Origin of the sequence: Pseudomonas sp. MG-9, from assembly GCF_018729515.1 — a bacterium.
In the GTDB taxonomy this organism is placed as follows: domain Bacteria; phylum Pseudomonadota; class Gammaproteobacteria; order Pseudomonadales; family Pseudomonadaceae; genus Aquipseudomonas; species Aquipseudomonas serboccidentalis.
This window is the reverse complement of record NZ_JAHHZH010000005.1, coordinates 149,951-169,389: the sequence shown is the minus strand read 5'-3', so window position 1 is coordinate 169,389 and position 19,439 is coordinate 149,951. Positions and strand designations below refer to the sequence as shown.

Genomic DNA, 19,439 nt, shown 5'->3' with positions numbered 1-19,439 from the left:
GCCAGAACTCAAAAAAAATACAACAGTAAGAGTGGAGCACTATGACTAAGGCTACTAAGCAGATTTCCAAACTGTTTGCCGCTATGGTTCTGGCCGGGGTTGCCAGCCATTCGTTCGCAGCTGACACCATCAAGATCGGTATCGCCGGCCCTAAAACCGGTCCTGTAGCCCAATACGGCGACATGCAGTTCAGTGGCGCGAAAATGGCCATCGAGCAAATCAACGCCAAGGGCGGCGTCGACGGCAAGAAACTCGAAGCCGTTGAATACGATGACGCGTGCGATCCGAAACAAGCCGTAGCGGTCGCGAACAAGGTCGTCAACGACGGCGTCAAGTTCGTGGTCGGTCACCTGTGCTCCAGCTCCACCCAGCCTGCTTCGGACATCTACGAAGACGAAGGCGTGATCATGATCACCCCGGCTGCCACCAGCCCGGACATCACCACCCGTGGTTACAAAATGGTCTTCCGCACCATCGGTCTGGACAGCGCCCAGGGCCCTGCCGCCGGTAACTACATCGCCGACCACGTGAAGCCGAAAATCGTTGCTGTGCTGCACGACAAACAGCAATACGGTGAAGGCATCGCCACCGCTGTCAAAGCCACCCTGGAGAAGAAAGGCGTGAAAGTCGCCGTGTTCGAAGGCGTCAACGCCGGCGACAAGGACTTCTCCTCGATGATCGCCAAACTCAAGCAAGCCAACGTCGACTTCGTTTACTACGGCGGCTACCACCCGGAGCTGGGTCTGATCCTGCGTCAATCCCAGGAAAAAGGCCTGAAAGCCAAGTTCATGGGTCCGGAAGGCGTGGGTAACGACTCCATTTCGCAGATCGCCAAAGACGCCTCCGAAGGCCTGCTGGTGACCCTGCCGAAATCCTTTGACCAGGATCCGGCCAACGTTGCCCTGGCAGATGCATTCAAGGCGAAGAAAGAAGACCCGAGCGGCCCGTTCGTGTTCCCTTCCTACTCGGCGGTTGAAGTGATTGCCGGCGGTATTGCCGCGGCCAAATCCGAAGACACTGCCAAAGTGGCTGAAGCCATTCACGCCGGCACCTTCAAGACCCCGACTGGCGACCTGAGCTTCGACGCCAAGGGCGACCTGAAGGACTTCAAATTTGTGGTTTACGAGTGGCACTTCGGCAAACCAAAAACTGAAGTTTCGCCTCAGTAAGGCGCGCCCTGACTGACTGCCAATAAAGCCCACGGCGTGCCGTGGGCTTTGTTTTACGAATGTATGGGCCGCGCTGGCGTGATCCGCCAGTCTCCCCACCTGAAAATCTCAAAACCGTCATCAGCGGTTCGCTGGCAAAACCCGGATTCGAAGTGGATAAAGATCCACGGGGCCGGGCGGGAAAATGACTCCACCAGTGAAATGCGTATCAGGTTTTTAGGAGCGTTGTAATGCCTGACCTCTATCACTTCTTCCAACAGCTGGTTAATGGCCTGACCATTGGCAGCACGTATGCCCTGATCGCCATCGGCTATACGATGGTTTACGGCATCATTGGAATGATCAACTTCGCCCACGGCGAGGTGTACATGATCGGTTCCTACGTGGCGTTCATCGCCATCGCCGGGCTGGCCATGATGGGAATCGACAACGTCCCGCTGTTGATGACCGCTGCCTTCATCGCGAGCATCGTCGTGACAAGTTCGTACGGTTACAGCATCGAACGGATCGCCTACCGCCCCCTGCGCGGCAGCAACCGTCTGATCCCGCTGATCTCCGCCATCGGTATGTCGATCTTCCTGCAGAACACGGTTCTGCTGGCGCAAGACTCCAAGGACAAATCCATCCCCAACCTGATCCCTGGGAACATTTCCATCGGGCCAGGTGGCGCACATGAAGTGCTGATTTCCTACATGCAAATCGTGGTGTTCGTGGTGACCCTGGTCGCCATGCTCGGCCTCACGCTGTTCATCTCCCGCTCTCGCCTGGGCCGCGCCTGCCGCGCCTGTGCCGAAGACATCAAGATGGCCAACCTGCTGGGCATCAACACCAACAACATCATCGCCCTGACCTTCGTCATCGGCGCTGCGCTGGCGGCCGTCGCGGCCGTGCTGCTGAGCATGCAGTACGGCGTGATCAACCCGAACGCCGGCTTCCTCGTCGGCCTCAAGGCCTTCACCGCCGCAGTACTGGGCGGTATCGGCAGCATCCCCGGCGCCATGCTCGGCGGGCTGGTGCTGGGGGTGGCGGAAGCGTTCGGTGCCGATATCTTCGGCGACCAGTACAAGGACGTCGTGGCTTTCGGCTTGTTGGTTCTGGTGCTGTTGTTCCGTCCGACCGGCATTCTGGGCCGTCCGGAGGTTGAGAAAGTATGACTAGGAATCTTAAACAGGCACTGTTCAGTGCCTTGCTGGTGTGGGCTGTGGCCTACCCGGTACTCGGTCTGAAACTGACCATCGTCGGCATCAACCTCGAAGTGCACGGCACCAGCCCGGCCATTCTGGCGACCATCGCCGTGTGCTCGGTGCTGATGTTCCTGCGGGTGCTGTTCAACCAGCAGATCAGCAAGGCGTGGAAATCCTCGCCGGGCCTGCCGTTGATCCCGGCCAAGGCCAGCAACTTCCTGACCCTGCCGACCACTCAACGCTACATCATCATCGCGCTGATCCTCGGTGCGCTGGTCTGGCCGTTCTTCGGCTCCCGTGGCGCGGTAGACATCGCAACGCTGATCCTGATCTACGTGATGCTCGGCCTGGGCCTGAACATCGTGGTCGGTCTGGCCGGTCTGCTCGACCTGGGTTACGTCGGCTTCTACGCCGTCGGCGCCTACAGCTACGCGCTGCTGTCGCACTACTACGGCCTGAGCTTCTGGATCTGCCTGCCGATTGCCGGCCTGATGGCGGCGACGTTCGGCTTCCTGCTGGGCTTCCCGGTGTTGCGTCTGCGCGGTGACTACCTGGCGATCGTGACCCTCGGCTTCGGCGAGATCATCCGTCTGTTCCTGCGCAACCTGACCGACATCACCGGCGGTCCGAACGGCATCAGCAACATCGAGAAACCGACGTTCTTCGGCCTGACCTTCGAACGCAAAGCCGCGGAAGGCATGCAAACCTTCCACGAGTACTTCGGCCTCGAATACAACTCGATCAACAAGGTGATTTTCCTCTACCTGGTTGCGTTGTTGCTGGCGCTGGCGGCGCTGTTCATCATCAACCGTCTGCTGCGCATGCCGATCGGCCGTGCGTGGGAAGCGCTGCGTGAAGATGAAATCGCCTGCCGCGCACTGGGTCTGAATCCGACGATCATCAAGCTGTCGGCGTTCACCCTGGGGGCGAGCTTCGCCGGTTTCGCCGGTAGCTTCTTCGCCGCCCGTCAGGGCCTGGTGACCCCGGAATCGTTCACCTTCATCGAGTCGGCGATCATCCTCGCCATCGTTGTGCTGGGTGGCATGGGCTCGCAGCTGGGCGTGATTCTCGCCGCCGTGGTGATGATCCTGTTGCCGGAAATGATGCGTGAGTTCAGCGAATACCGGATGTTGATGTTCGGTGCGCTGATGGTGTTGATGATGATCTGGCGTCCACAAGGTCTGCTGCCGATGCAACGCCCACACATGGAGTTGCGAAAATGAGCCGCGAGATCTTGAAAGTCGAAAACCTGAGCATGCGCTTCGGCGGCTTGCTCGCGGTCAATGGCGTGGCCCTGACCGTGAAGGAAAAACAGGTGGTTGCATTGATCGGCCCGAACGGCGCCGGCAAGACCACCGTGTTCAACTGCCTGACCGGTTTCTATCAGCCAACGGGCGGCAGCATTTTGCTGGACGGCGAGCCGATTCAGGGCCTGCCGGGGCACAAGATCGCCCTCAAAGGCGTGGTGCGCACCTTCCAGAACGTGCGGTTGTTCAAGGACATGACGGCGGTCGAGAACCTGTTGATCGCCCAGCACCGTCACCTGAACACCAACTTCCTGTCCGGCCTGTTCAAAACCCCGGCGTTCCGCAAAAGCGAGCGCGAGGCGATGGAATTCGCCGAGTACTGGCTGGAAAAGGTCAACCTCAAAGAATTCGCCAACCGTACCGCCGGCACCCTGGCCTACGGTCAGCAACGGCGTCTGGAAATCGCGCGTTGCATGATGACCCGCCCACGGATCCTCATGCTCGACGAACCGGCAGCCGGTCTGAACCCGAAGGAAACCGAAGACCTCAAGGCGCTGATCAGCGTGCTGCGTGAGGAGCACAACGTGACCGTGCTGCTGATCGAACACGACATGAAACTGGTCATGAGCATTTCCGACCACATCGTCGTGATCAACCAGGGCACACCTCTGGCCGACGGCACGCCGGATCAGATCCGCGACAATCCTGAAGTGATCAAAGCCTACCTGGGGGAAGCGTAAATGCTGCAGTTCGAAAACGTTTCCACCTTCTACGGCAAGATCCAGGCCCTGCACAGCGTCAACGTCGAAGTCCGTCAGGGCGAGATCGTGACCCTGATCGGCGCCAACGGTGCCGGCAAGTCCACGCTGCTGATGACGCTCTGCGGTTCACCGCAGGCGCACAGCGGCAGCATCCGCTACATGGGTGAGGAACTGGTCGGCCAGGACTCGTCGCAGATCATGCGTAAAAGCATCGCGGTGGTGCCGGAAGGTCGTCGGGTGTTTGCCCGTCTGACCGTCGAAGAGAACCTGTCCATGGGCGGTTTCTTCACCGACAAGGGCGACTATCAGGCGCAGATGGACAAGGTCCTCGGCCTGTTCCCGCGCCTCAAAGAACGCTTCAACCAGCGCGGCGGCACCATGTCCGGCGGCGAACAGCAGATGCTCGCCATCGGCCGGGCGCTGATGAGCAAGCCGAAACTGCTGCTGCTCGACGAGCCGTCGCTGGGCCTGGCACCGATCATCATCCAGCAGATCTTCGACATCATCGAACAACTGCGCAAGGACGGTGTGACGGTGTTCCTGGTCGAGCAGAACGCCAACCAGGCCTTGAAAATCGCTGACCGTGCGTACGTTCTGGAGAACGGCCGTGTGGTGATGCAAGGCACCGGTGAAGCGCTACTGACCGACCCGAAAGTGCGCGAGGCGTATCTGGGCGGTTGATGCTTTTCGCTGAACAAAAAAACGGCCTTCGCAGGCCGTTTTTTTGTATTTTGAATTCAACACCGATCCCCTGTGGGAGCGAGCCTGCTCGCGATATCGGTGTGTCATTCAACATCACTGTGTCGGACACGACGCCATCGCGAGCAGGCTCACTCCTACAGGGAATTAATACGGATTGCAGTGCTGCGCCACCGCCGTCGCCTGATCGACATAAGGCCGTGCCGGCTCAAGGTTCCACTCAGGCTTGTTCCTCACAGGCTTGCCGTCGTAGACCGCCGCCAGGTGGCAGACCATCTGCCGACGCAACGAGCCGCCATTGACGCTGTACTCGCGCCACTGCTGATCGTCCTTGTGCTTGTTGTACAGCTCGGCAAACATCCGGTCGGTCTGGTCATCCTTGATCGCGCGGCCGCACGCGGTCGGCACTACCGTGAGCGACCAGGTGTTCGGCCCCAGTTTCGGATCGGGACGTTGTACCCAGGTGCTGGACTCGATGTACTTGTCGCAGAACTTCGGTTCAGTCGGTGTCGAGGTCTGGATGCACGAGAACGAGGCCTTGGCGACCGGAGTTCTCGGGAAGTCGATCTTGATGATATTGCGGTCCTTGCCGGTCTTGGCCTTGTAGTCCTTTTGATTGGCCAGCGCGTCGTTCAGGCCGCGCTGATCGCTGTAGAAGAACGCCAGCACCGGCAGTTCATCGGTTTTCGGATTGCCCAGGCGCAGTTCGGTCTGAGTTTGAAACTCACGACTGTTGATGACTTTGCGCGCGCCCATGAAGTTGCGAAAGGCGTCGACCCGTTCCTTGCTGCTCATCGGATTGCGCATGTTGAAGCCACACTGCAACTGGTCCTGCTGCCGATTGTTGTTGTACTGGGTAAAGTGCGCGACCCAGGCATTCGGCGTCGAAACAGGCGGCTTCATGGCCTGGCAGACCGCCTCGGTCGGGGCGGTGTTTTTGTTGTCGCCACAGCCACGGTCGTTGCGAAAGTCGGTCCAGGCATCGTTGGGAAACGCACAATAGACGTGCACCGGTGTTTCCGGGTCGCGCACCAGATCCCGAGGGGTAATCAGATAACCGTTCTGCGTGCTCATGCCGGGGTCTTCATAACTGATGCCGTCGGCCCGCATGTAGGAGGCGGCAAACGTCCCCAGCTCCACGGCTTTCGGGCTGGGATTCCACACGTCCCATTTCTGCCCCTTGGCCGGATCAGCCCGGTGCGTGCCGCGCACCAGTAGCCCCGAGCAGTCCGAGGCGGGGTCCTGCCCGCAACTGTCGACGGTGTTGTTGTACAACGTTTCGACCTTTTTCAGCGTCTCGGCACATGACTCGGCATTGGCCCAGGCGGGGTGCAACAGCAGCGGTACCAACAGCAGTGGAACGGTCCTGATCAGACTTTTCTTCATGGCTTGCATCTCCTTGATTAGCCAACACACACACTCAACGCGGGACCGGGTTGCAACCCGCGGCGCGAGTTTCGCTGTCCGACAACGCCGGCCTGAACGGCTCCAGATTCCATGGCGTCTTGTTACGGTAATTGACCAGCACGCAGCTCAATTGCTGGCGCATGCTGCCGGCGGATTTTTCGTTGTCACGCCAGTTGCTGTCCGCGCCCTTGAGCGCGAACAACTGATCGTACAAAGCCCCGGCCTGATCGTTGGGCAAGGCGCGCCCCGTCGCGGTGGGCACGATGCTCAGGCTCCATTCATCCTGGCGGGTGCCGGGGTCGTAACGTTTGATCCAGTCGGCGGAGGCGATGTATTGCGGGGCCTGGACCGGCACCGGATTGCAACCGGCCTTCGCCGCGTCCTGCGGGCTGACCACGGGGCGGAACGGCTCCAGATTCCACTCGGTCTTGACCGGATAGTTCTGCACCAGACAGCTCAGTTGCTGACGCATGCTGCCCGCCGCTTTCTCGTTGTCGCGCCACTGGCTGTCAGTGCCACGCAGGGCCAACAATTCCTTGTACACGGCCTCTTGGTCAGTGGCCTGAGCCGCCTTGCCCTGCGCCGTCGGCGTGACCTTGAGCGACCATTCGTTTTTCCGGGTGCCCGGGTCGTAACGCTCGATCCACACGGCATCCGCGATGTACTTGGGCGCCGGGGCGCCAGCCACGACCATCTCGTCGATTGCCTGATCGGCGGCGACATAACTGAAACGCCGCTCGGCAGGTTGGGTGAAATCCAGGCGCAGGATCGGCACGCTGTAGCCCTGGGCCTTGAGTTTCTTCTGGAAATTGCGCGCGCTGTTCAGGCCGTTCTCCGGTTTCGGCGGAGCCTGATCACCGCGCGTGGCGAAGTTCTGCGTGCTGTTGACGTTGTAGATAAAGGCGTCGATGTACTTCATGTTTTCGCTGCCGTCGTTGGTCGCGGTGGCGTTCTTCAACATGAATTCGTTGACCTGGGCACTGAAGGCAAAGGGGTCTTTGTTGGTCGTGTTCGGGCGCGACTCGTGCACCCGGATCATCGCCTGCCAGTCGCCGGGTTTTTCCGCGTTCCACGAGCACTGACCGTACTGGATCGGCCCTTTCATCAGACCGGTGTATTTCTGCGTCCATTGCTCGGCGGTGGTCACCCCGGCCTCGGCACAGGTGCCATAGGCCAGCGCGGCATTGCGGTTGTTCATCGTGCCTTGCGCAGCGCGCGGCGGTTCGCGGCTGTCAAAGAAACCGCAGCCGTACCACTTGCGCTCCGGCCCGGTGCCGCCATCGAAGGCATAGATGCAGGTAAAGCCCTGCTCCTTGACCGGCAGCTTCAGCGCCGCCGCATCGGTGGGCGTGCGCAGGATGAACCCGGCCGGGTGGATGAGAATCCGCGTGCTCAGGTCCTTGCGGATCCACGAATAGGACGTCGCACCAATCTTGATCGCGTAGGGGCTGTAATCCCACGGATTGAACGGCCCGTCGTTGACCATGCGCAAGGTCACGCCACTGCAGTAATACAGCCCGCGCGCGGCGCCGGTGTCGGGTTCCTGGCAGTTGTCCTTGAGAGTGTTGTAGTTGTGGTTGATGCGCGTGAGCGTGTCCAGTGGATCGGGGTGTGGCTGGGCGTGAACCGTGGAGAGCAACAGGGGCAGCGTGCAGGCCAGAGCAAACGATGAAACCTTGCGCGATAGCGCAGCAGAGTCTGAGCGATCCTTCGTCATGAGATACCGTCCTGGTAAATCGGCCTGTCAACGTGGCCGTTGAAATGACTATAGAACAGGAGGGAGTGAACACAATCACTGGGGGAGCGAGCCTGCTCGCGAATGCGGTGGGTCATTGAACATCAATGGCGTCTGACACTACGCCTTCGCGAGCAGGCTCGCTCCCACAGGGGGAATACAGGGTTCTGAAAAATTTCTAAAAAAGTTTCGGGTCGGCTGTAACGCATCGCCATGAGCTTTCTCTAGTGGGGTAAGCAAGCGCACTTCGCTTGCAAAACCCAAGCTCAAACCTGGAGAAACATCATGACTGCTACCACCCGCACCCTGTCCGCTACCGCCCTGGTTCTGGCCCTTGGCTCTGCCCTGAGCATGGCCGCCATATCAACCGTCCACGCCGCTGATGCCGACATGGAGAAATGCTTCGGCGTGGCCATGAAAGGTCACAACGATTGCGCCGCCGGTGCAGGCACCACCTGCGCCGGTACGTCGAAAATGGACTACCAGGCCAACGCTTGGAAACTCGTGCCGAAAGGCACCTGTGCCACCACCGAGAGCAAGACCTCGCCGACCGGTTTCGGTCAGATGCAAGCGTTCAAAGCCAAGTCCTGATCCACGGCCAGCCTGAGTGACGATCATGTTCACCCTCGACGAACCTGTCCCGACCCGCACTCAGGCAGCCCTCCCCGGGCTCCCGCGCCGTGCCGGGCTGGGGCTCAAGACCGGGCACTTTCGTGAAGTGCTCGGTTCGCTACCGGATCTCGGTTTCTTCGAAGTCCACGCCGAAAACTACATGGTGGACGGCGGTCCGTTTCATCACTTTCTCGGTTTGATCCGCGAGCAGTATCCGCTGTCACTGCACGGCGTCGGACTGTCCATCGGGGCCGAAGGGCCACTGGACGTTCAGCACCTGCAACGCCTGAAGCAGCTGATCGAGCGTTATCAACCGCAATCCTTTTCCGAACACCTGGCCTGGTCGAGCCACGGCCCGGTGTTTCTCAATGACCTGCTGCCGCTGGCCTATGACATGCCGACCCTGAACCGGGTCTGCGCGCACATCGACCAGGTGCAGAACACCCTCAAGCGCCCGATGCTGCTGGAAAACCCGGCGACCTATCTGGCGTTCCAGCGCTCGACCATCGATGAGCCGGACTTCATCGCCGAAGTGGTGCGGCGCAGCGGTTGCGGTCTGCTGCTGGACGTCAATAACGTCTACGTCTCGTGCATCAATCATCAACGCGATCCACTGGCTTACCTCGACGCCCTGCCGTTGCAGGCCGTGGGCGAAATTCATCTGGCCGGATTTGCCGAAGACAACGACAGCCTCGGCGAGCGCTTGCTCATCGACGATCACGGTGCGCCGATCGATCAAGCGGTGTGGGCCTTGTACCGGCAAGCGCTGCACCGCACCGGCGCGGTGGCGACTCTGATCGAGCGCGACAATCAACTGCCAGCGTTCAATGTGTTGCTGGCCGAGGCACGGCAGGCCGACGAAATATTGCTCGACGCGGGAGTCCGGTCATGAGCACTCAAGCGGCTTTTGCTGCCGCCCTGCTCGACCCGCAACGGCCCTGCCCCGAGGGTTTGTGCTGCGCCAACGGTGCCGATCCGGCCAGCCGATTTTCGGTGTACCGCAACAATGTGCAGGGTTCATTGATCAATGCCTTGGCGGACAGTTATCCGGTGGTGCAGCAATTGGTCGGCGAGGAGTTCTTCCGCGCCATGGCTGCCGTTTTCGTCCAACAGCAACCACCACACAGCCCGTTGATGAGTCGTTATGGCGAAGCGCTGCCAGCCTTCATCGACGCCTTCGAACCGGCCGCGAGCGTGCCGTATCTGGCCGATGTGGCACGTCTGGAACGCCTGCGCACCTGTGCCTATCACGCCGCCGATGCGCTGCCGGTGCACCCGCAACAGATCACCGCAGCACTCGCCGAGCCCGATGGGCTGAGCGAGCTGCGCATCAAGCTTCATCCGTCCCTGCACCTGCTGGATTCGAACCACGCCGTGGTCGCGATCTGGGCCGCGCATCAGGGTGATGCAACGCTGGCCGGCATCGACATCCACCACGGACAACACGCCTTGGTGTTGCGCAACGGTCTCGACGTCGAGGTGTTGGCCCTCGAACCCGGCGCCAGCGCGTTTCTGCGTCACCTGCTCGATGGCCAGCCGCTGTTGGCAGCCGCACAAAACAGCCCGCCATTCGACCTCAGCCACACCCTCGCGCTGCTGATTGCGCACCACGCCATCGTTGACCTGAATGACAAGGAATCGCCATGAACAACCTCATCGCCCACGCCATTGCGCTGCTGGAGAAAATCCCCCATAGCCTGATCGCTTTCATCGCGCGTTTTTCGATTGCCGCGGTGTTCTGGAAGTCCGGGCAGACCAAGGTCGAAGGCCTGGCCATTGACCTGATCGACGGCACCGCTCAACTCGGCTGGCCACACTTGGCGGACTCGACCATTCCACTGTTCAAAAGCGAGTACCACGTGCCGCTGCTGTCACCGGAAATCGCCGCACACCTGGCAGCGTTCGCCGAGCACTTCTTTCCGGTGCTGATCCTGATCGGCTTCGCCACACGGTTTTCCGCACTGGCGCTGCTGGGCATGACCCTGACTATTCAGCTGTTCGTGTACCCGGATGCCTATCCGACTCACGGCACCTGGGCGGCGGTGCTGCTGTACCTGATGGCGACCGGGCCGGGGAAATTGTCGATCGATCATCTGATTGCCAGACACTACAACCGCTGATTTCAATGTAGGAGCTGCCGAAGGCTGCGATCTTTTGATCTGGCTTGTAAAAAACCAAATCAAAAGATCGCAGCCTTCGGCAGCTCCTCCTACAGGGAATGGGTTAACAAGGACGGTTAGCGCTGAAGGCGATCCAGCGCCTCGCCACTGCGCTTGAACCAGCCAATCAGATAATCCGCCAGTACTTGCGTGCGTTTGGGCAAACCACCCTGATACGGATGCACCAGGTACATCGGCATGCGTCGGGTCTGATAGTCCCGCAACAACCAGCACAAACGCCCGTCAGCCAGTTCCGTCTGCAACAGGTACGACGGCAGGCGGGCGATGCCGGCGCCGGCCAGAGCGGCTTTCTTCAGCAGGTTGTAGTGGTTGCTGGCGAACGGACCGGAAACCCGTACCCTGAGCAGTTCATGCTGTTGGTGATACAGCCACTCTTCGCGACCGCTGTAGTGACTGTTGAGCAGGCAACGGTGTTCGACCAGCTCTTGCGGAGTCAGCGGCTCGCCAAACTGTGCAAGATAGGCCGGGCTGGCGCAGGTCATTTCCTGCCAGGCCAGCAAGGGTTTGGCCACCAGGCGCTCGTCATTGGCCACCTCGGTGCGGATTGCCAGATCGAAGCCATCCCGTGAAAGATCGCGATAGTGATTATTCAGCTCCAGCTCGATCTGCACCTCGGGGTATTGTTGCGAAAACTCCAGCAGCAATCCGTCGAAGAAGGTTTCCCCCAGCGATACCGGCACCGTCATCCGCACCGGCCCGGCCATGTCATCCTTCAAGCGCGCCAGCGCCTGACGCGCCCGCTCCACCTGCACCACCAGCGCCTGGGCTTGCGGCAACAATGCGGCACCCGCCGCCGTCAGGCTCAAACGGCGGGTGGTGCGTTGCAGCAATACCACGCAAAACTGCGCTTCCAACTGGCTGATGCGCTTGGACAACTGGCCCTTGCTGCAGCCCAATTGCTGCGCCGCCAGGGTAAAACTGCCCGCCTCGATCAACACCGCAAACGCCGCCAGATCATCCATTTCGCTCATGGATTGTTTCCATTTGAAAACCAAAGGTTGCCTATTAGTGCGCTTATCCGCAGAAAAAACCACTCTAGACTGAAACCTCGTTCAACCCATTGAGGAACAGCCCATGAAGATTCTGTTGATCGGTGCCGCCGGCACCATCGGTTCGGCCGTGGACAAAGAACTGAGCCAGCGCCACGAAGTGATTCGCATCGGTCGCAGCAGCGGCGACTTGCGGGTCGACATCAGCGACAGCGCCTCGATTCGCCAACTGTTCGAGCAAACCGGCAAGTTCGACGCGCTGGTCTGCGCGGCCGGCAACGTAACCTTCGCCCCGCTGGGCGAGATGAACGCCGACAGCTTTGCCCTGGGCCTGAAAGACAAGCTGATGGGCCAGGTCAACCTGCTGCTGATCGGTCGCGAATACGCCAACGATGGCGCCTCGTTCACCTTCACCACCGGCGTGCTCAGCCACGACCCGATCCGCTCTGGCGCCTCGGCGGCACTGGTCAACGGTGCACTGGACAGCTTCGTGAAGGCTGCCGCGATCGAACTGCCGCGCGGTCTGCGGGTGAACTCGATCAGCCCGACCGTGCTGCAGGAAGCCATGGGCAGCTATGCCCCGTACTTTCGTGGCTACAAGCCGGTACCTGCGGCGGATGTGGCGTTGGCCTACGCGAAAAGTGTCGAAGGCCTGCAAACCGGCCAGACCTTTCACGTGGGTTGAAGGCTGCGATCTTTTGCATTTGATTGTCAGCCTGCGTAACGTGGCGGCACTTGTCTGGAGAGCCGAAGATGCGTGTTGCCCGTTCGTTGATCGTTGTTGCCCTGCTGCCGTTGTTCGCCGCCTGCCAATTGCTTGATGGCCCGCGTGAAAGCGCTGCCCATGTCGGGCAAACCCGCATGCAAGGGCAATTGACGGCGGCCGACGGCGAACTGGTGTTTCAGCCGTGTGGCGAACAACGTCAATACGTGGTCAACGACATCGGCGGCACCAGCGTGCTGCAAGAGGCCGCGACCCTCGCCGATCAGCAAGGCAAGCTGTTTGCCGACGTGCGCGGAAAAATCGCCGGCGACCGGCTCGACCTCGGCCAGTTGTATCGCGTCGAGCGCTCCGGCACCGCATGCGATGACCCGAACTTCAAGCTGTTGATCCTGCGTGCCGCCGGCCACACGCCTGAGTGGAACGTCAAAGTCAGCGGCAAGGGCATGGTCATCGACCGAGAAGGCCAACCCGCGCTGGCGGTGCCTTATGTCGAAGAACAACTGGGCGACGGCCGCTTCAACCTGAGCAGCGAAGCCAACAACCAGCGCATCGAGTTGTGGGTCGCACCGCAACGCTGCGTCGACAGCAGCACCGGCAGCGTGCAGCACATGAGCGCCGAACTGCGCATCGACGGCAAGGTGCAGCGCGGTTGCGGGTATTTCGGCGGATCGCGCAACGACTGAGCGTTTTAGCCTCACCGGATCCGGCCTTTGCGGCTTATAATCGCGGCCTTCAAACGCCCTGGCGCAGTTGTGCGCCCCGCGAACCCGGATCCTCGCCATGTTACGAATCACCGAACTCAAGCTGCCAATCGACCATCCCGAAGAAGACCTGCGTGCCGCTATCGTGCAGCGCCTGGGCATCGCCAGCGATGATTTGCTCGATTTCACCTTGTTCAAGCGCAGCTACGACGCGCGCAAAAAGTCCTCCGAACTGTGCTTCATCTACACCATCGACCTCAACGTGCGCGACGAGGCCAAGGTGCTGGGCAAGTTCGCCGACGACCGTAACGTCAACGTGGCACCGGATGTCAGCTACAAATTCGTCGGTCAGGCGCCAAGCGACCTGAGCCAGCGCCCGATCGTGGTCGGTTTCGGCCCATGCGGGATCTTCGCCGGCCTGTTGCTGGCACAGATGGGTTTCAAACCGATCATCCTCGAGCGCGGCACCGAAGTCCGTCAGCGCACCAAGGACACTTGGGGCCTGTGGCGTAAAAGCGTGCTCAACCCCGAGTCCAACGTGCAGTTCGGTGAAGGCGGCGCGGGCACGTTCTCCGACGGCAAGCTGTACAGCCAGATCAAGGATCCGAAGTTCCTCGGGCGTAAAGTCCTGCACGAATTCGTCAAGGCCGGCGCGCCGGAAGAAATCCTCTACGTCAGCAAACCGCACATCGGTACGTTCCGTCTGACCGGCATGGTCGAGACCATGCGTGAAGAGATCCGTGCCCTGGGCGGCGAAGTACGTTTTCAGGAGCGCGTCACCGACGTGCTGATCGACGACGGCCAACTGGTCGGCGTCGAGCTGGCGAGCGGCGAAACCCTGCATTCGAAACACGTGGTCCTGGCCCTCGGCCACAGTGCCCGTGACACCTTCCGCATGCTCCACAGCCGTGGCGTGTTCATGGAAGCCAAACCGTTCTCGGTGGGTTTCCGCATCGAACACCCGCAATCGCTGATCGACCGTGCGCGCCTGGGCAAATACGCCGGCCACCCCAAGTTGGGAGCCGCCGACTACAAACTGGTGCACCACGCCAAGAACGGCCGCTCGGTCTACAGCTTCTGCATGTGCCCGGGCGGCACCGTGGTGGCGGCGACGTCCGAGCCGAACCGCGTGGTTACCAACGGCATGAGCCAGTACTCGCGTAACGAGCGTAACGCCAACTCCGGGATCGTCGTCGGCATCACCCCGGAAGTCGATTACCCGGGCGGCCCGCTGGCTGGCATCGAGCTGCAGGAGCGTCTGGAATCCCACGCGTTCATCCTCGGCGGCAGCGATTACAAGGCGCCGGCGCAACTGGTCGGCGACTTCATCAACGGCACCCCGTCGACCGAATTGGGCGAAGTCGAGCCGTCGTACAAACCGGGCGTGGCCCTGGGCGACCTGGCCCTGGCACTGCCGGACTTCGCCATCGAAGCGATCCGCGAAGCGCTACCCGCGTTCGAGAAGCAGATTCGCGGTTATTCGCTGCATGACGCGGTATTGACCGGGATCGAAACCCGTACCTCATCGCCGCTGCGCATCACGCGTAATGAGTCGCTGCAGAGCATGAACGTCAAGGGTCTGTTCCCGGCCGGCGAAGGCGCGGGTTATGCGGGCGGGATTCTCTCGGCGGGTGTGGACGGGATTCGCATTGCCGAGGCCGTGGCGCGCGACATCCTCGGCCTTACTGACTGATACATAACCTTTGTAGGAGTGAGCCTGCTCGCGATAGCGGTGTGTCAGACACCATAAATGTTGACTGACACACCGCTATCGCGAGCAGGCTCACTCCTACATTTGATTGGGGTGTGTCAGATATTGGCGCGCAACACTGAAGTCGGCAGCGGCTCACCGCGTTCGGCACTCGCCGCCACCGCCGCGATCAATCCCTCCAATTCATAACCCTGCGCCTTCAGCCAGTCCTGATCGTAATAGGTGTCGGCATAACGCTCGCCGCCATCGCACAGGATCGCCACGATCGACCCCGACTCCCCCGCCGCTTTCATCTGCTGCGCCGCCATCAGCGCGCCGATCAGGTTGGTGCCGCTCGACCCACCGACATGCCGCCCCAGGCGCTGCGCCAGATAATGCATGGCCGCCAGCGACAAGGCGTCCGGCACCTTGACCATCGCATCGATCACCTTGGGCAGGAACGACGCTTCCACCCGTGGCCGGCCAATGCCTTCGATCCGCGAACCGCAGTCCAGACGCAGACTGGCGTCACCGGTCTGGTAGAAATCAAAGAACACCGAACGCTCGGCATCGGCGCACAACACCCGGGTGCAATGCTGGCGATAGCGCACGTAGCGGCCAAGCGTCGCGGTGGTGCCGCCCGTGCCCGGGCTGGAAATCAGCCAGCTCGGCTCCGGGTGCTTCTCGAAACGCATCTGCTGGAAGATCGACTCGGCAATGTTGTTGTTCGCCCGCCAGTCGGTGGCCCGCTCGGCGTAGGTGAACTGATCGATGAAATGGCCGCCATGCTCGCGGGCCAGACGCTCGGATTCGGCGTAAATCTGCGTCGGATCCTTTACCAGATGGCTCTGGCCACCGTAGAAAGCGATCTGCGCGATCTTCTCTTTGGAGGTGGTCGCGGGCATCACCGCAATGAACGGCAGGCCCAGCATGCGCGCGAAATACGCCTCGGAAATCGCCGTCGAACCGCTGGAGGCCTCGATCACCGGCGCACCGGGCTTGAGCCAGCCGTTACACAACGCGTACAGAAACAGTGATCGGGCCAGGCGATGCTTGAGACTGCCGGTGGGATGACTGGATTCGTCCTTGAAGTACAACTCGATGCCCGCAAAACCTGGCAGCGGCAAGGGGATCAGGTGGGTGTCGGCGCTGCGCTGGAAGTCCGCTTCGATGATGCGGATGGCTTCGCGGGCCCACTGTCGGTTGTCACTCATGGTCATGCTCTCGTCGAATCGGGCAGGAATCGCCTCGTCACAGGCTCAGTCACCCAGCATAGGAAAAAACCTACAAGGCTCACAGATACAGCTGAGGCTCAATATATCCGCCAACTGCTAGGCTCTGTGCAAGTGTCACCCGGTACGGGTTTTGTGTCCGGGTGTAAGACCTTTGGGAATGTTGATGGAGAGCGACCTTGCCGCTGCGTAGAACCTTCACCCGTTTCTTTCAGCTGGAAGCGGCCAGCGGCCTGCTATTGATCGCCGCCGCGATCCTCGCCCTGATCATCAACAACTCACCGCTGTCCTGGCTTTACACCGGCCTGCTCGACACCCCGGTGGTGGCGCAGATCGGCGCGTTGAAAATCGCCAAGCCGCTGCTGTTGTGGATCAACGACGGGCTGATGGCGCTGTTCTTCCTGCTGATCGGCCTGGAGGTGAAGCGCGAAGTGCTCGACGGGCAGCTGTCGAAACCGTCGCAGATCGTCTTGCCGGGCGCCGCAGCGATTGGCGGCATGGTCGTGCCGGCATTGCTTTACTGGTGGCTAAATCGGGACAACCCGCCAGCCCTCGACGGCTGGGCGATTCCGACCGCCACTGACATCGCCTTCGCTCTCGGTGTACTCGCGCTGCTGGGCAAACGCGTGCCGGTCTCGCTGAAGCTGTTCCTGATGACCCTGGCGATCATCGACGACCTCGGCGCCATCGTGATCATTGCAATTTTCTATTCCGGCGAACTCTCGACCCTGTCGCTGGGGCTGGCGGCGGCGTGCATCGCGACACTCGTGGCGATGAACCGGCTCGGCGTGGTCAAGCTCGGGCCGTACATGATCATCGGTTTGATCCTGTGGGTGTGCGTGCTCAAGAGCGGTGTCCACGCGACGCTGGCCGGTGTCACGCTGGCGTTCTGCATTCCGCTGCGCACCAAAAATGCCGAGCCGTCGCCGCTGCTGGCCCTCGAACACGCGCTGCACCCATGGGTGGCGTACGGCATTCTGCCGCTGTTCGCGTTCGCCAACGCCGGGCTGTCACTGAGCGGCGTGACTGTCGAAAGCTTCACCCATCACGTGCCGATGGGCATCGCCATCGGCCTGCTGCTGGGCAAGACCATCGGCGTGTTCGGCCTGACCTGGCTGGCGGTGAAAATCGGCATCGCCGCCCTGCCCCAGGACGCCAATTGGGGTCAGGTGCTGGGCGTGGCGATCCTCTGCGGCATCGGCTTCACCATGAGCCTGTTCGTCGGCTCGCTGGCCTTTGAACCGGGCGTGAGCGACTACGCCGGGATGGACCGCATGGGCATCCTGACCGGATCAATTCTGGCGGCGTTGCTCGGTTATGCGGTGACGGCGGCGGCAAGTCGCCGGAGCACGGATCTACCTGCATAGAACACCTGTGATTGGTTTTGTTGTGGCGAGGGAGCTTGCTCCCGCCGGGCTGTGCAGCAGACCCCGCTTTTTGGGGGGGCTTCCCTCCCCAGCGGGAGCAAGCTCCCTCGCCACAGGTTCTGCCCTGCCTGACCAATAGCGAACAATCCACACTTCATTAGAGACGCGTCCTACAGCCACCCTTTGCCTGCTTCGTTAACGTCGTGCAGCCCTTTCGAAGGGCTGTCGATGGATGAACGAAAGGACGCTCAGTGGCTTGCAACAAGGACATTCCCCGGGTTCCCAACCCACCGGCGGGCGACGGTCATCACGTCACCTACCGCTACATGACGGCCACTGAACTGGCCGAACGCGAATCCCGACAAAACGCTTACGACGCCATGTTGGCGCGGCAGGAGGCCTTCGAGCGCAGCCGCGAGATGGCGGCCAAAAAGCCTGATCCAGTGCGTGCCGGGTGCGTGTTTGCCAAATCCTGCAAATTGCCGGACGCGATCATCGATTACTCCAACCCTTCGGGGATGGTGCCGACCGATAGTTTGAAAGACTACGGCGACCTGATTCTGCTCGGTGCTCGCGAGGCTGATGAGACCGGTGGATTTCATCTCAAGAAAATCGGTGCAACTGCCATCCCGGCAGGGTTTGGCAGTTTTGCGTTGGCAGGTTCGGCTTTTGAAGCGCTGCCCGCGATTGTACCCAGCGCGGTTATTACGCCATTGGTGGGTCTGGTGGCGCTGTTCATGCCATCGAGCCTTGGCGACAGTGCGCTGTATACCGATGAGCAATTGCGCGGACTTGAACAGGCGCGAACGCGTGTTCGGCTGAGGGTCGAACAGCAGGCCGACGGTACTCTGAAGGGCTATGGCTTCTACACCGGTAAAAACCGCGATTGGGAAATGGTCGATGTCGTGCAGTTCAAGTTGCGTGGCAGCCAGTTCATTGCTGACTTGGGCGAAGGCGTAGAACTGCTCTGGACGCCTGCTGTGGATGGCTCGGACATCCTTGGTATTCCCGCGCTGGAGGCTGCACCGCAGGCACCGCACATCTGGGTTTATCCGCCAACGAAAGCGGCGGACGGAATTCTGGTGAATCCGGTTTATCCGCCAGAGTACCGGGATTTCATTCTGGTGTTTCCGGTGAGCTCGGGTGTCAAACCGCTCTACATCGTAATCAACGAGGCGCGCAAAGGTTTAGCGACCGCGGGACATAGCTATCATCAACCTCCGAAAACAGAAGAAATCACCGCGTTCCCCGGTCTGAAGACCGCCAAAAAAATGAATCCGGTACAAGGTGGTGGAGGACTTCGAAAAAGATGGACAGATGCCAAGGGCAAGAGAATTTACGAATGGGACTCAATGCACGGTGAACTGGAAGAATATCGTGCAAGTGATGGAGCCCATTTGGGAGCGTTTGACCCTGCGACAGGGGAACGACGAGAAGATCCCAAGCCTGAAAGAAGCATCCGAAAAAAATACTTGTGAGGTAATGATGGGACTGAAAATAGTTTTGGAGTGGTACGACAAGAGAACCGCCATTGGCCAAGGCGAGGAATTGTCCAAGGATTTAGGCGACGATGAGTCCGTACTAAATGCATTGGGGATCCCAGTGGAAAACAATATCAACAATGGAGGATTCAATGTCCTAGGACACTGGGTCGACATTATTCAGCCTTTTTTTCAGCACCCTATCGCGATGGACATATACGACTATCAAATTGCTTTTGAGTACAGCGACAACTGGTAGCA

The 19,439-nt window shown here is 60.4% G+C and carries 19 protein-coding genes; 15 read left to right on the top strand and 4 right to left on the bottom strand.

The features are described from left to right. Positions 1–41 precede the first annotated feature (41 nt). The 5 genes from KKQ10_RS14615 (at position 42) to KKQ10_RS14595 (ending at position 5,042) form a co-directional block, all read left to right on the top strand. The gene (locus tag KKQ10_RS14615) at positions 42–1,169 is read left to right on the top strand and encodes a branched-chain amino acid ABC transporter substrate-binding protein (RefSeq protein ID WP_215501498.1); all 1,128 of its coding nucleotides are present in this window, start codon (positions 42–44) and stop codon (positions 1,167–1,169) included. A gap of 230 nt (positions 1,170–1,399) precedes the next feature. Then, on the top strand, positions 1,400–2,323 hold the full coding sequence (gene livH / locus KKQ10_RS14610; protein ID WP_127649660.1) for a high-affinity branched-chain amino acid ABC transporter permease LivH: 924 nt from the start codon (positions 1,400–1,402) through the stop codon (positions 2,321–2,323). Further along, a complete protein-coding gene (locus KKQ10_RS14605; protein ID WP_007969481.1) occupies positions 2,320–3,576 on the top strand; it encodes a high-affinity branched-chain amino acid ABC transporter permease LivM in 1,257 nt (418 codons plus the stop codon). Before livH ends, KKQ10_RS14605 begins: the two co-directional genes overlap by 4 nt. Next, complete coding sequence (gene livG / locus KKQ10_RS14600) at positions 3,573–4,340, top strand: high-affinity branched-chain amino acid ABC transporter ATP-binding protein LivG (RefSeq protein ID WP_127649658.1); 768 nt, start codon at positions 3,573–3,575, stop codon at positions 4,338–4,340. The genes KKQ10_RS14605 and livG overlap by 4 nt, the downstream gene beginning before the upstream one ends. Then, complete coding sequence (locus KKQ10_RS14595) at positions 4,341–5,042, top strand: ABC transporter ATP-binding protein (RefSeq protein WP_064586349.1); 702 nt, start codon at positions 4,341–4,343, stop codon at positions 5,040–5,042. A gap of 165 nt (positions 5,043–5,207) precedes the next feature. On the opposite strand, the gene KKQ10_RS14590 is transcribed toward KKQ10_RS14595, so the two are convergent. Together KKQ10_RS14590 and KKQ10_RS14585 are read right to left on the bottom strand one after the other, a co-directional pair. Then, positions 5,208–6,446: a DUF2599 domain-containing protein gene (locus KKQ10_RS14590; protein ID WP_127649655.1), complete on the bottom strand. Its 1,239-nt coding sequence runs from the start codon at positions 6,444–6,446 to the stop codon at positions 5,208–5,210. A 34-nt stretch (positions 6,447–6,480) separates the two neighbouring features. After that, positions 6,481–8,184 (bottom strand): DUF2599 domain-containing protein, encoded by a 1,704-nt coding sequence (locus KKQ10_RS14585; RefSeq protein ID WP_215501497.1) that lies wholly within the window; start codon positions 8,182–8,184, stop codon positions 6,481–6,483. A gap of 303 nt (positions 8,185–8,487) precedes the next feature. On the opposite strand from KKQ10_RS14585, the gene KKQ10_RS14580 reads away from it, so the two are divergent. Genes KKQ10_RS14580 through KKQ10_RS14565 form a run of 4 tightly spaced genes read left to right on the top strand, consistent with a single transcriptional unit; the run spans position 8,488 to position 10,934 of the window. After that, on the top strand, positions 8,488–8,793 hold the full coding sequence (locus tag KKQ10_RS14580; protein ID WP_215501496.1) for a BufA1 family periplasmic bufferin-type metallophore: 306 nt from the start codon (positions 8,488–8,490) through the stop codon (positions 8,791–8,793). 25 nt (positions 8,794–8,818) lie between these two features. Beyond that, the gene (gene bufB / locus KKQ10_RS14575) at positions 8,819–9,706 is read left to right on the top strand and encodes an MNIO family bufferin maturase (RefSeq protein ID WP_215501495.1); all 888 of its coding nucleotides are present in this window, start codon (positions 8,819–8,821) and stop codon (positions 9,704–9,706) included. After that, complete coding sequence (locus tag KKQ10_RS14570; RefSeq protein ID WP_215501494.1) at positions 9,703–10,461, top strand: HvfC/BufC N-terminal domain-containing protein; 759 nt, start codon at positions 9,703–9,705, stop codon at positions 10,459–10,461. The genes bufB and KKQ10_RS14570 overlap by 4 nt, the downstream gene beginning before the upstream one ends. Beyond that, positions 10,458–10,934 carry a DoxX family protein gene (locus KKQ10_RS14565; RefSeq protein ID WP_215501493.1) on the top strand — a complete coding sequence of 159 codons (477 nt, stop codon included), beginning with the start codon at positions 10,458–10,460 and terminating at the stop codon, positions 10,932–10,934. Before KKQ10_RS14570 ends, KKQ10_RS14565 begins: the two co-directional genes overlap by 4 nt. A 116-nt stretch (positions 10,935–11,050) precedes the next feature. Here the strand turns inward: KKQ10_RS14565 and KKQ10_RS14560 are convergent, their stop codons facing one another. After that, positions 11,051–11,965 (bottom strand): LysR family transcriptional regulator, encoded by a 915-nt coding sequence (locus KKQ10_RS14560; protein ID WP_215501492.1) that lies wholly within the window; start codon positions 11,963–11,965, stop codon positions 11,051–11,053. A 103-nt stretch (positions 11,966–12,068) separates the two neighbouring features. Between KKQ10_RS14560 and KKQ10_RS14555 the strand changes: the two genes are divergently transcribed. The 3 genes from KKQ10_RS14555 (at position 12,069) to KKQ10_RS14545 (ending at position 15,101) form a co-directional block, all read left to right on the top strand. Continuing rightward, positions 12,069–12,668 (top strand): short chain dehydrogenase, encoded by a 600-nt coding sequence (locus tag KKQ10_RS14555; protein WP_127649649.1) that lies wholly within the window; start codon positions 12,069–12,071, stop codon positions 12,666–12,668. 68 nt (positions 12,669–12,736) lie between these two features. After that, positions 12,737–13,390, top strand: a complete 654-nt coding sequence (locus KKQ10_RS14550; RefSeq protein WP_215501491.1) for a COG3650 family protein — start codon at positions 12,737–12,739, stop codon at positions 13,388–13,390. 97 nt (positions 13,391–13,487) lie between these two features. Then, the gene (locus tag KKQ10_RS14545) at positions 13,488–15,101 is read left to right on the top strand and encodes an NAD(P)/FAD-dependent oxidoreductase (protein WP_215501490.1); all 1,614 of its coding nucleotides are present in this window, start codon (positions 13,488–13,490) and stop codon (positions 15,099–15,101) included. Between the two features lie 116 nt (positions 15,102–15,217). Here the strand turns inward: KKQ10_RS14545 and KKQ10_RS14540 are convergent, their stop codons facing one another. After that, positions 15,218–16,312, bottom strand: a complete 1,095-nt coding sequence (locus KKQ10_RS14540; RefSeq protein WP_502941601.1) for a PLP-dependent cysteine synthase family protein — start codon at positions 16,310–16,312, stop codon at positions 15,218–15,220. Between the two features lie 197 nt (positions 16,313–16,509). Here KKQ10_RS14540 and nhaA point away from each other — a divergent pair, with 197 nt between their 5' ends. The 3 genes from nhaA to KKQ10_RS14525 all read left to right on the top strand — a co-directional run bounded on the left by nhaA (position 16,510) and on the right by KKQ10_RS14525 (position 19,437). Then, on the top strand, positions 16,510–17,697 hold the full coding sequence (gene nhaA, locus KKQ10_RS14535; RefSeq protein WP_215501488.1) for a Na+/H+ antiporter NhaA: 1,188 nt from the start codon (positions 16,510–16,512) through the stop codon (positions 17,695–17,697). A gap of 251 nt (positions 17,698–17,948) precedes the next feature. Continuing rightward, positions 17,949–19,175, top strand: a complete 1,227-nt coding sequence (locus tag KKQ10_RS14530) for a colicin E3/pyocin S6 family cytotoxin (RefSeq protein ID WP_215501487.1) — start codon at positions 17,949–17,951, stop codon at positions 19,173–19,175. Positions 19,176–19,179: 4 nt separating this feature from the next. Next, positions 19,180–19,437, top strand: a complete 258-nt coding sequence (locus tag KKQ10_RS14525; RefSeq protein ID WP_395602003.1) for a colicin E3-like toxin immunity protein — start codon at positions 19,180–19,182, stop codon at positions 19,435–19,437. The last annotated feature ends 2 nt before the right edge of the window (positions 19,438–19,439 follow it).

Coding starts and splice junctions, on each gene's coding strand:
- KKQ10_RS14615 (WP_215501498.1), top strand. CDS start 42: ATGACTAAGGCTACTAAGCAGATTTCCAAACTGTTTGCCGCTATGGTT.
- livG (WP_127649658.1), top strand. CDS start 3,573: ATGAGCCGCGAGATCTTGAAAGTCGAAAACCTGAGCATGCGCTTCGGC.
- KKQ10_RS14525 (WP_395602003.1), top strand. CDS start 19,180: ATGATGGGACTGAAAATAGTTTTGGAGTGGTACGACAAGAGAACCGCC.
- KKQ10_RS14590 (WP_127649655.1), bottom strand. CDS start 6,446: ATGAAGAAAAGTCTGATCAGGACCGTTCCACTGCTGTTGGTACCGCTG.
- KKQ10_RS14580 (WP_215501496.1), top strand. CDS start 8,488: ATGACTGCTACCACCCGCACCCTGTCCGCTACCGCCCTGGTTCTGGCC.
- KKQ10_RS14570 (WP_215501494.1), top strand. CDS start 9,703: ATGAGCACTCAAGCGGCTTTTGCTGCCGCCCTGCTCGACCCGCAACGG.
- KKQ10_RS14560 (WP_215501492.1), bottom strand. CDS start 11,965: ATGAGCGAAATGGATGATCTGGCGGCGTTTGCGGTGTTGATCGAGGCG.
- KKQ10_RS14540 (WP_502941601.1), bottom strand. CDS start 16,312: ATGAGTGACAACCGACAGTGGGCCCGCGAAGCCATCCGCATCATCGAA.
- KKQ10_RS14585 (WP_215501497.1), bottom strand. CDS start 8,184: ATGACGAAGGATCGCTCAGACTCTGCTGCGCTATCGCGCAAGGTTTCA.
- bufB (WP_215501495.1), top strand. CDS start 8,819: ATGTTCACCCTCGACGAACCTGTCCCGACCCGCACTCAGGCAGCCCTC.
- KKQ10_RS14595 (WP_064586349.1), top strand. CDS start 4,341: ATGCTGCAGTTCGAAAACGTTTCCACCTTCTACGGCAAGATCCAGGCC.
- KKQ10_RS14565 (WP_215501493.1), top strand. CDS start 10,458: ATGAACAACCTCATCGCCCACGCCATTGCGCTGCTGGAGAAAATCCCC.
- KKQ10_RS14555 (WP_127649649.1), top strand. CDS start 12,069: ATGAAGATTCTGTTGATCGGTGCCGCCGGCACCATCGGTTCGGCCGTG.
- livH (WP_127649660.1), top strand. CDS start 1,400: ATGCCTGACCTCTATCACTTCTTCCAACAGCTGGTTAATGGCCTGACC.
- KKQ10_RS14545 (WP_215501490.1), top strand. CDS start 13,488: ATGTTACGAATCACCGAACTCAAGCTGCCAATCGACCATCCCGAAGAA.
- KKQ10_RS14605 (WP_007969481.1), top strand. CDS start 2,320: ATGACTAGGAATCTTAAACAGGCACTGTTCAGTGCCTTGCTGGTGTGG.
- KKQ10_RS14550 (WP_215501491.1), top strand. CDS start 12,737: ATGCGTGTTGCCCGTTCGTTGATCGTTGTTGCCCTGCTGCCGTTGTTC.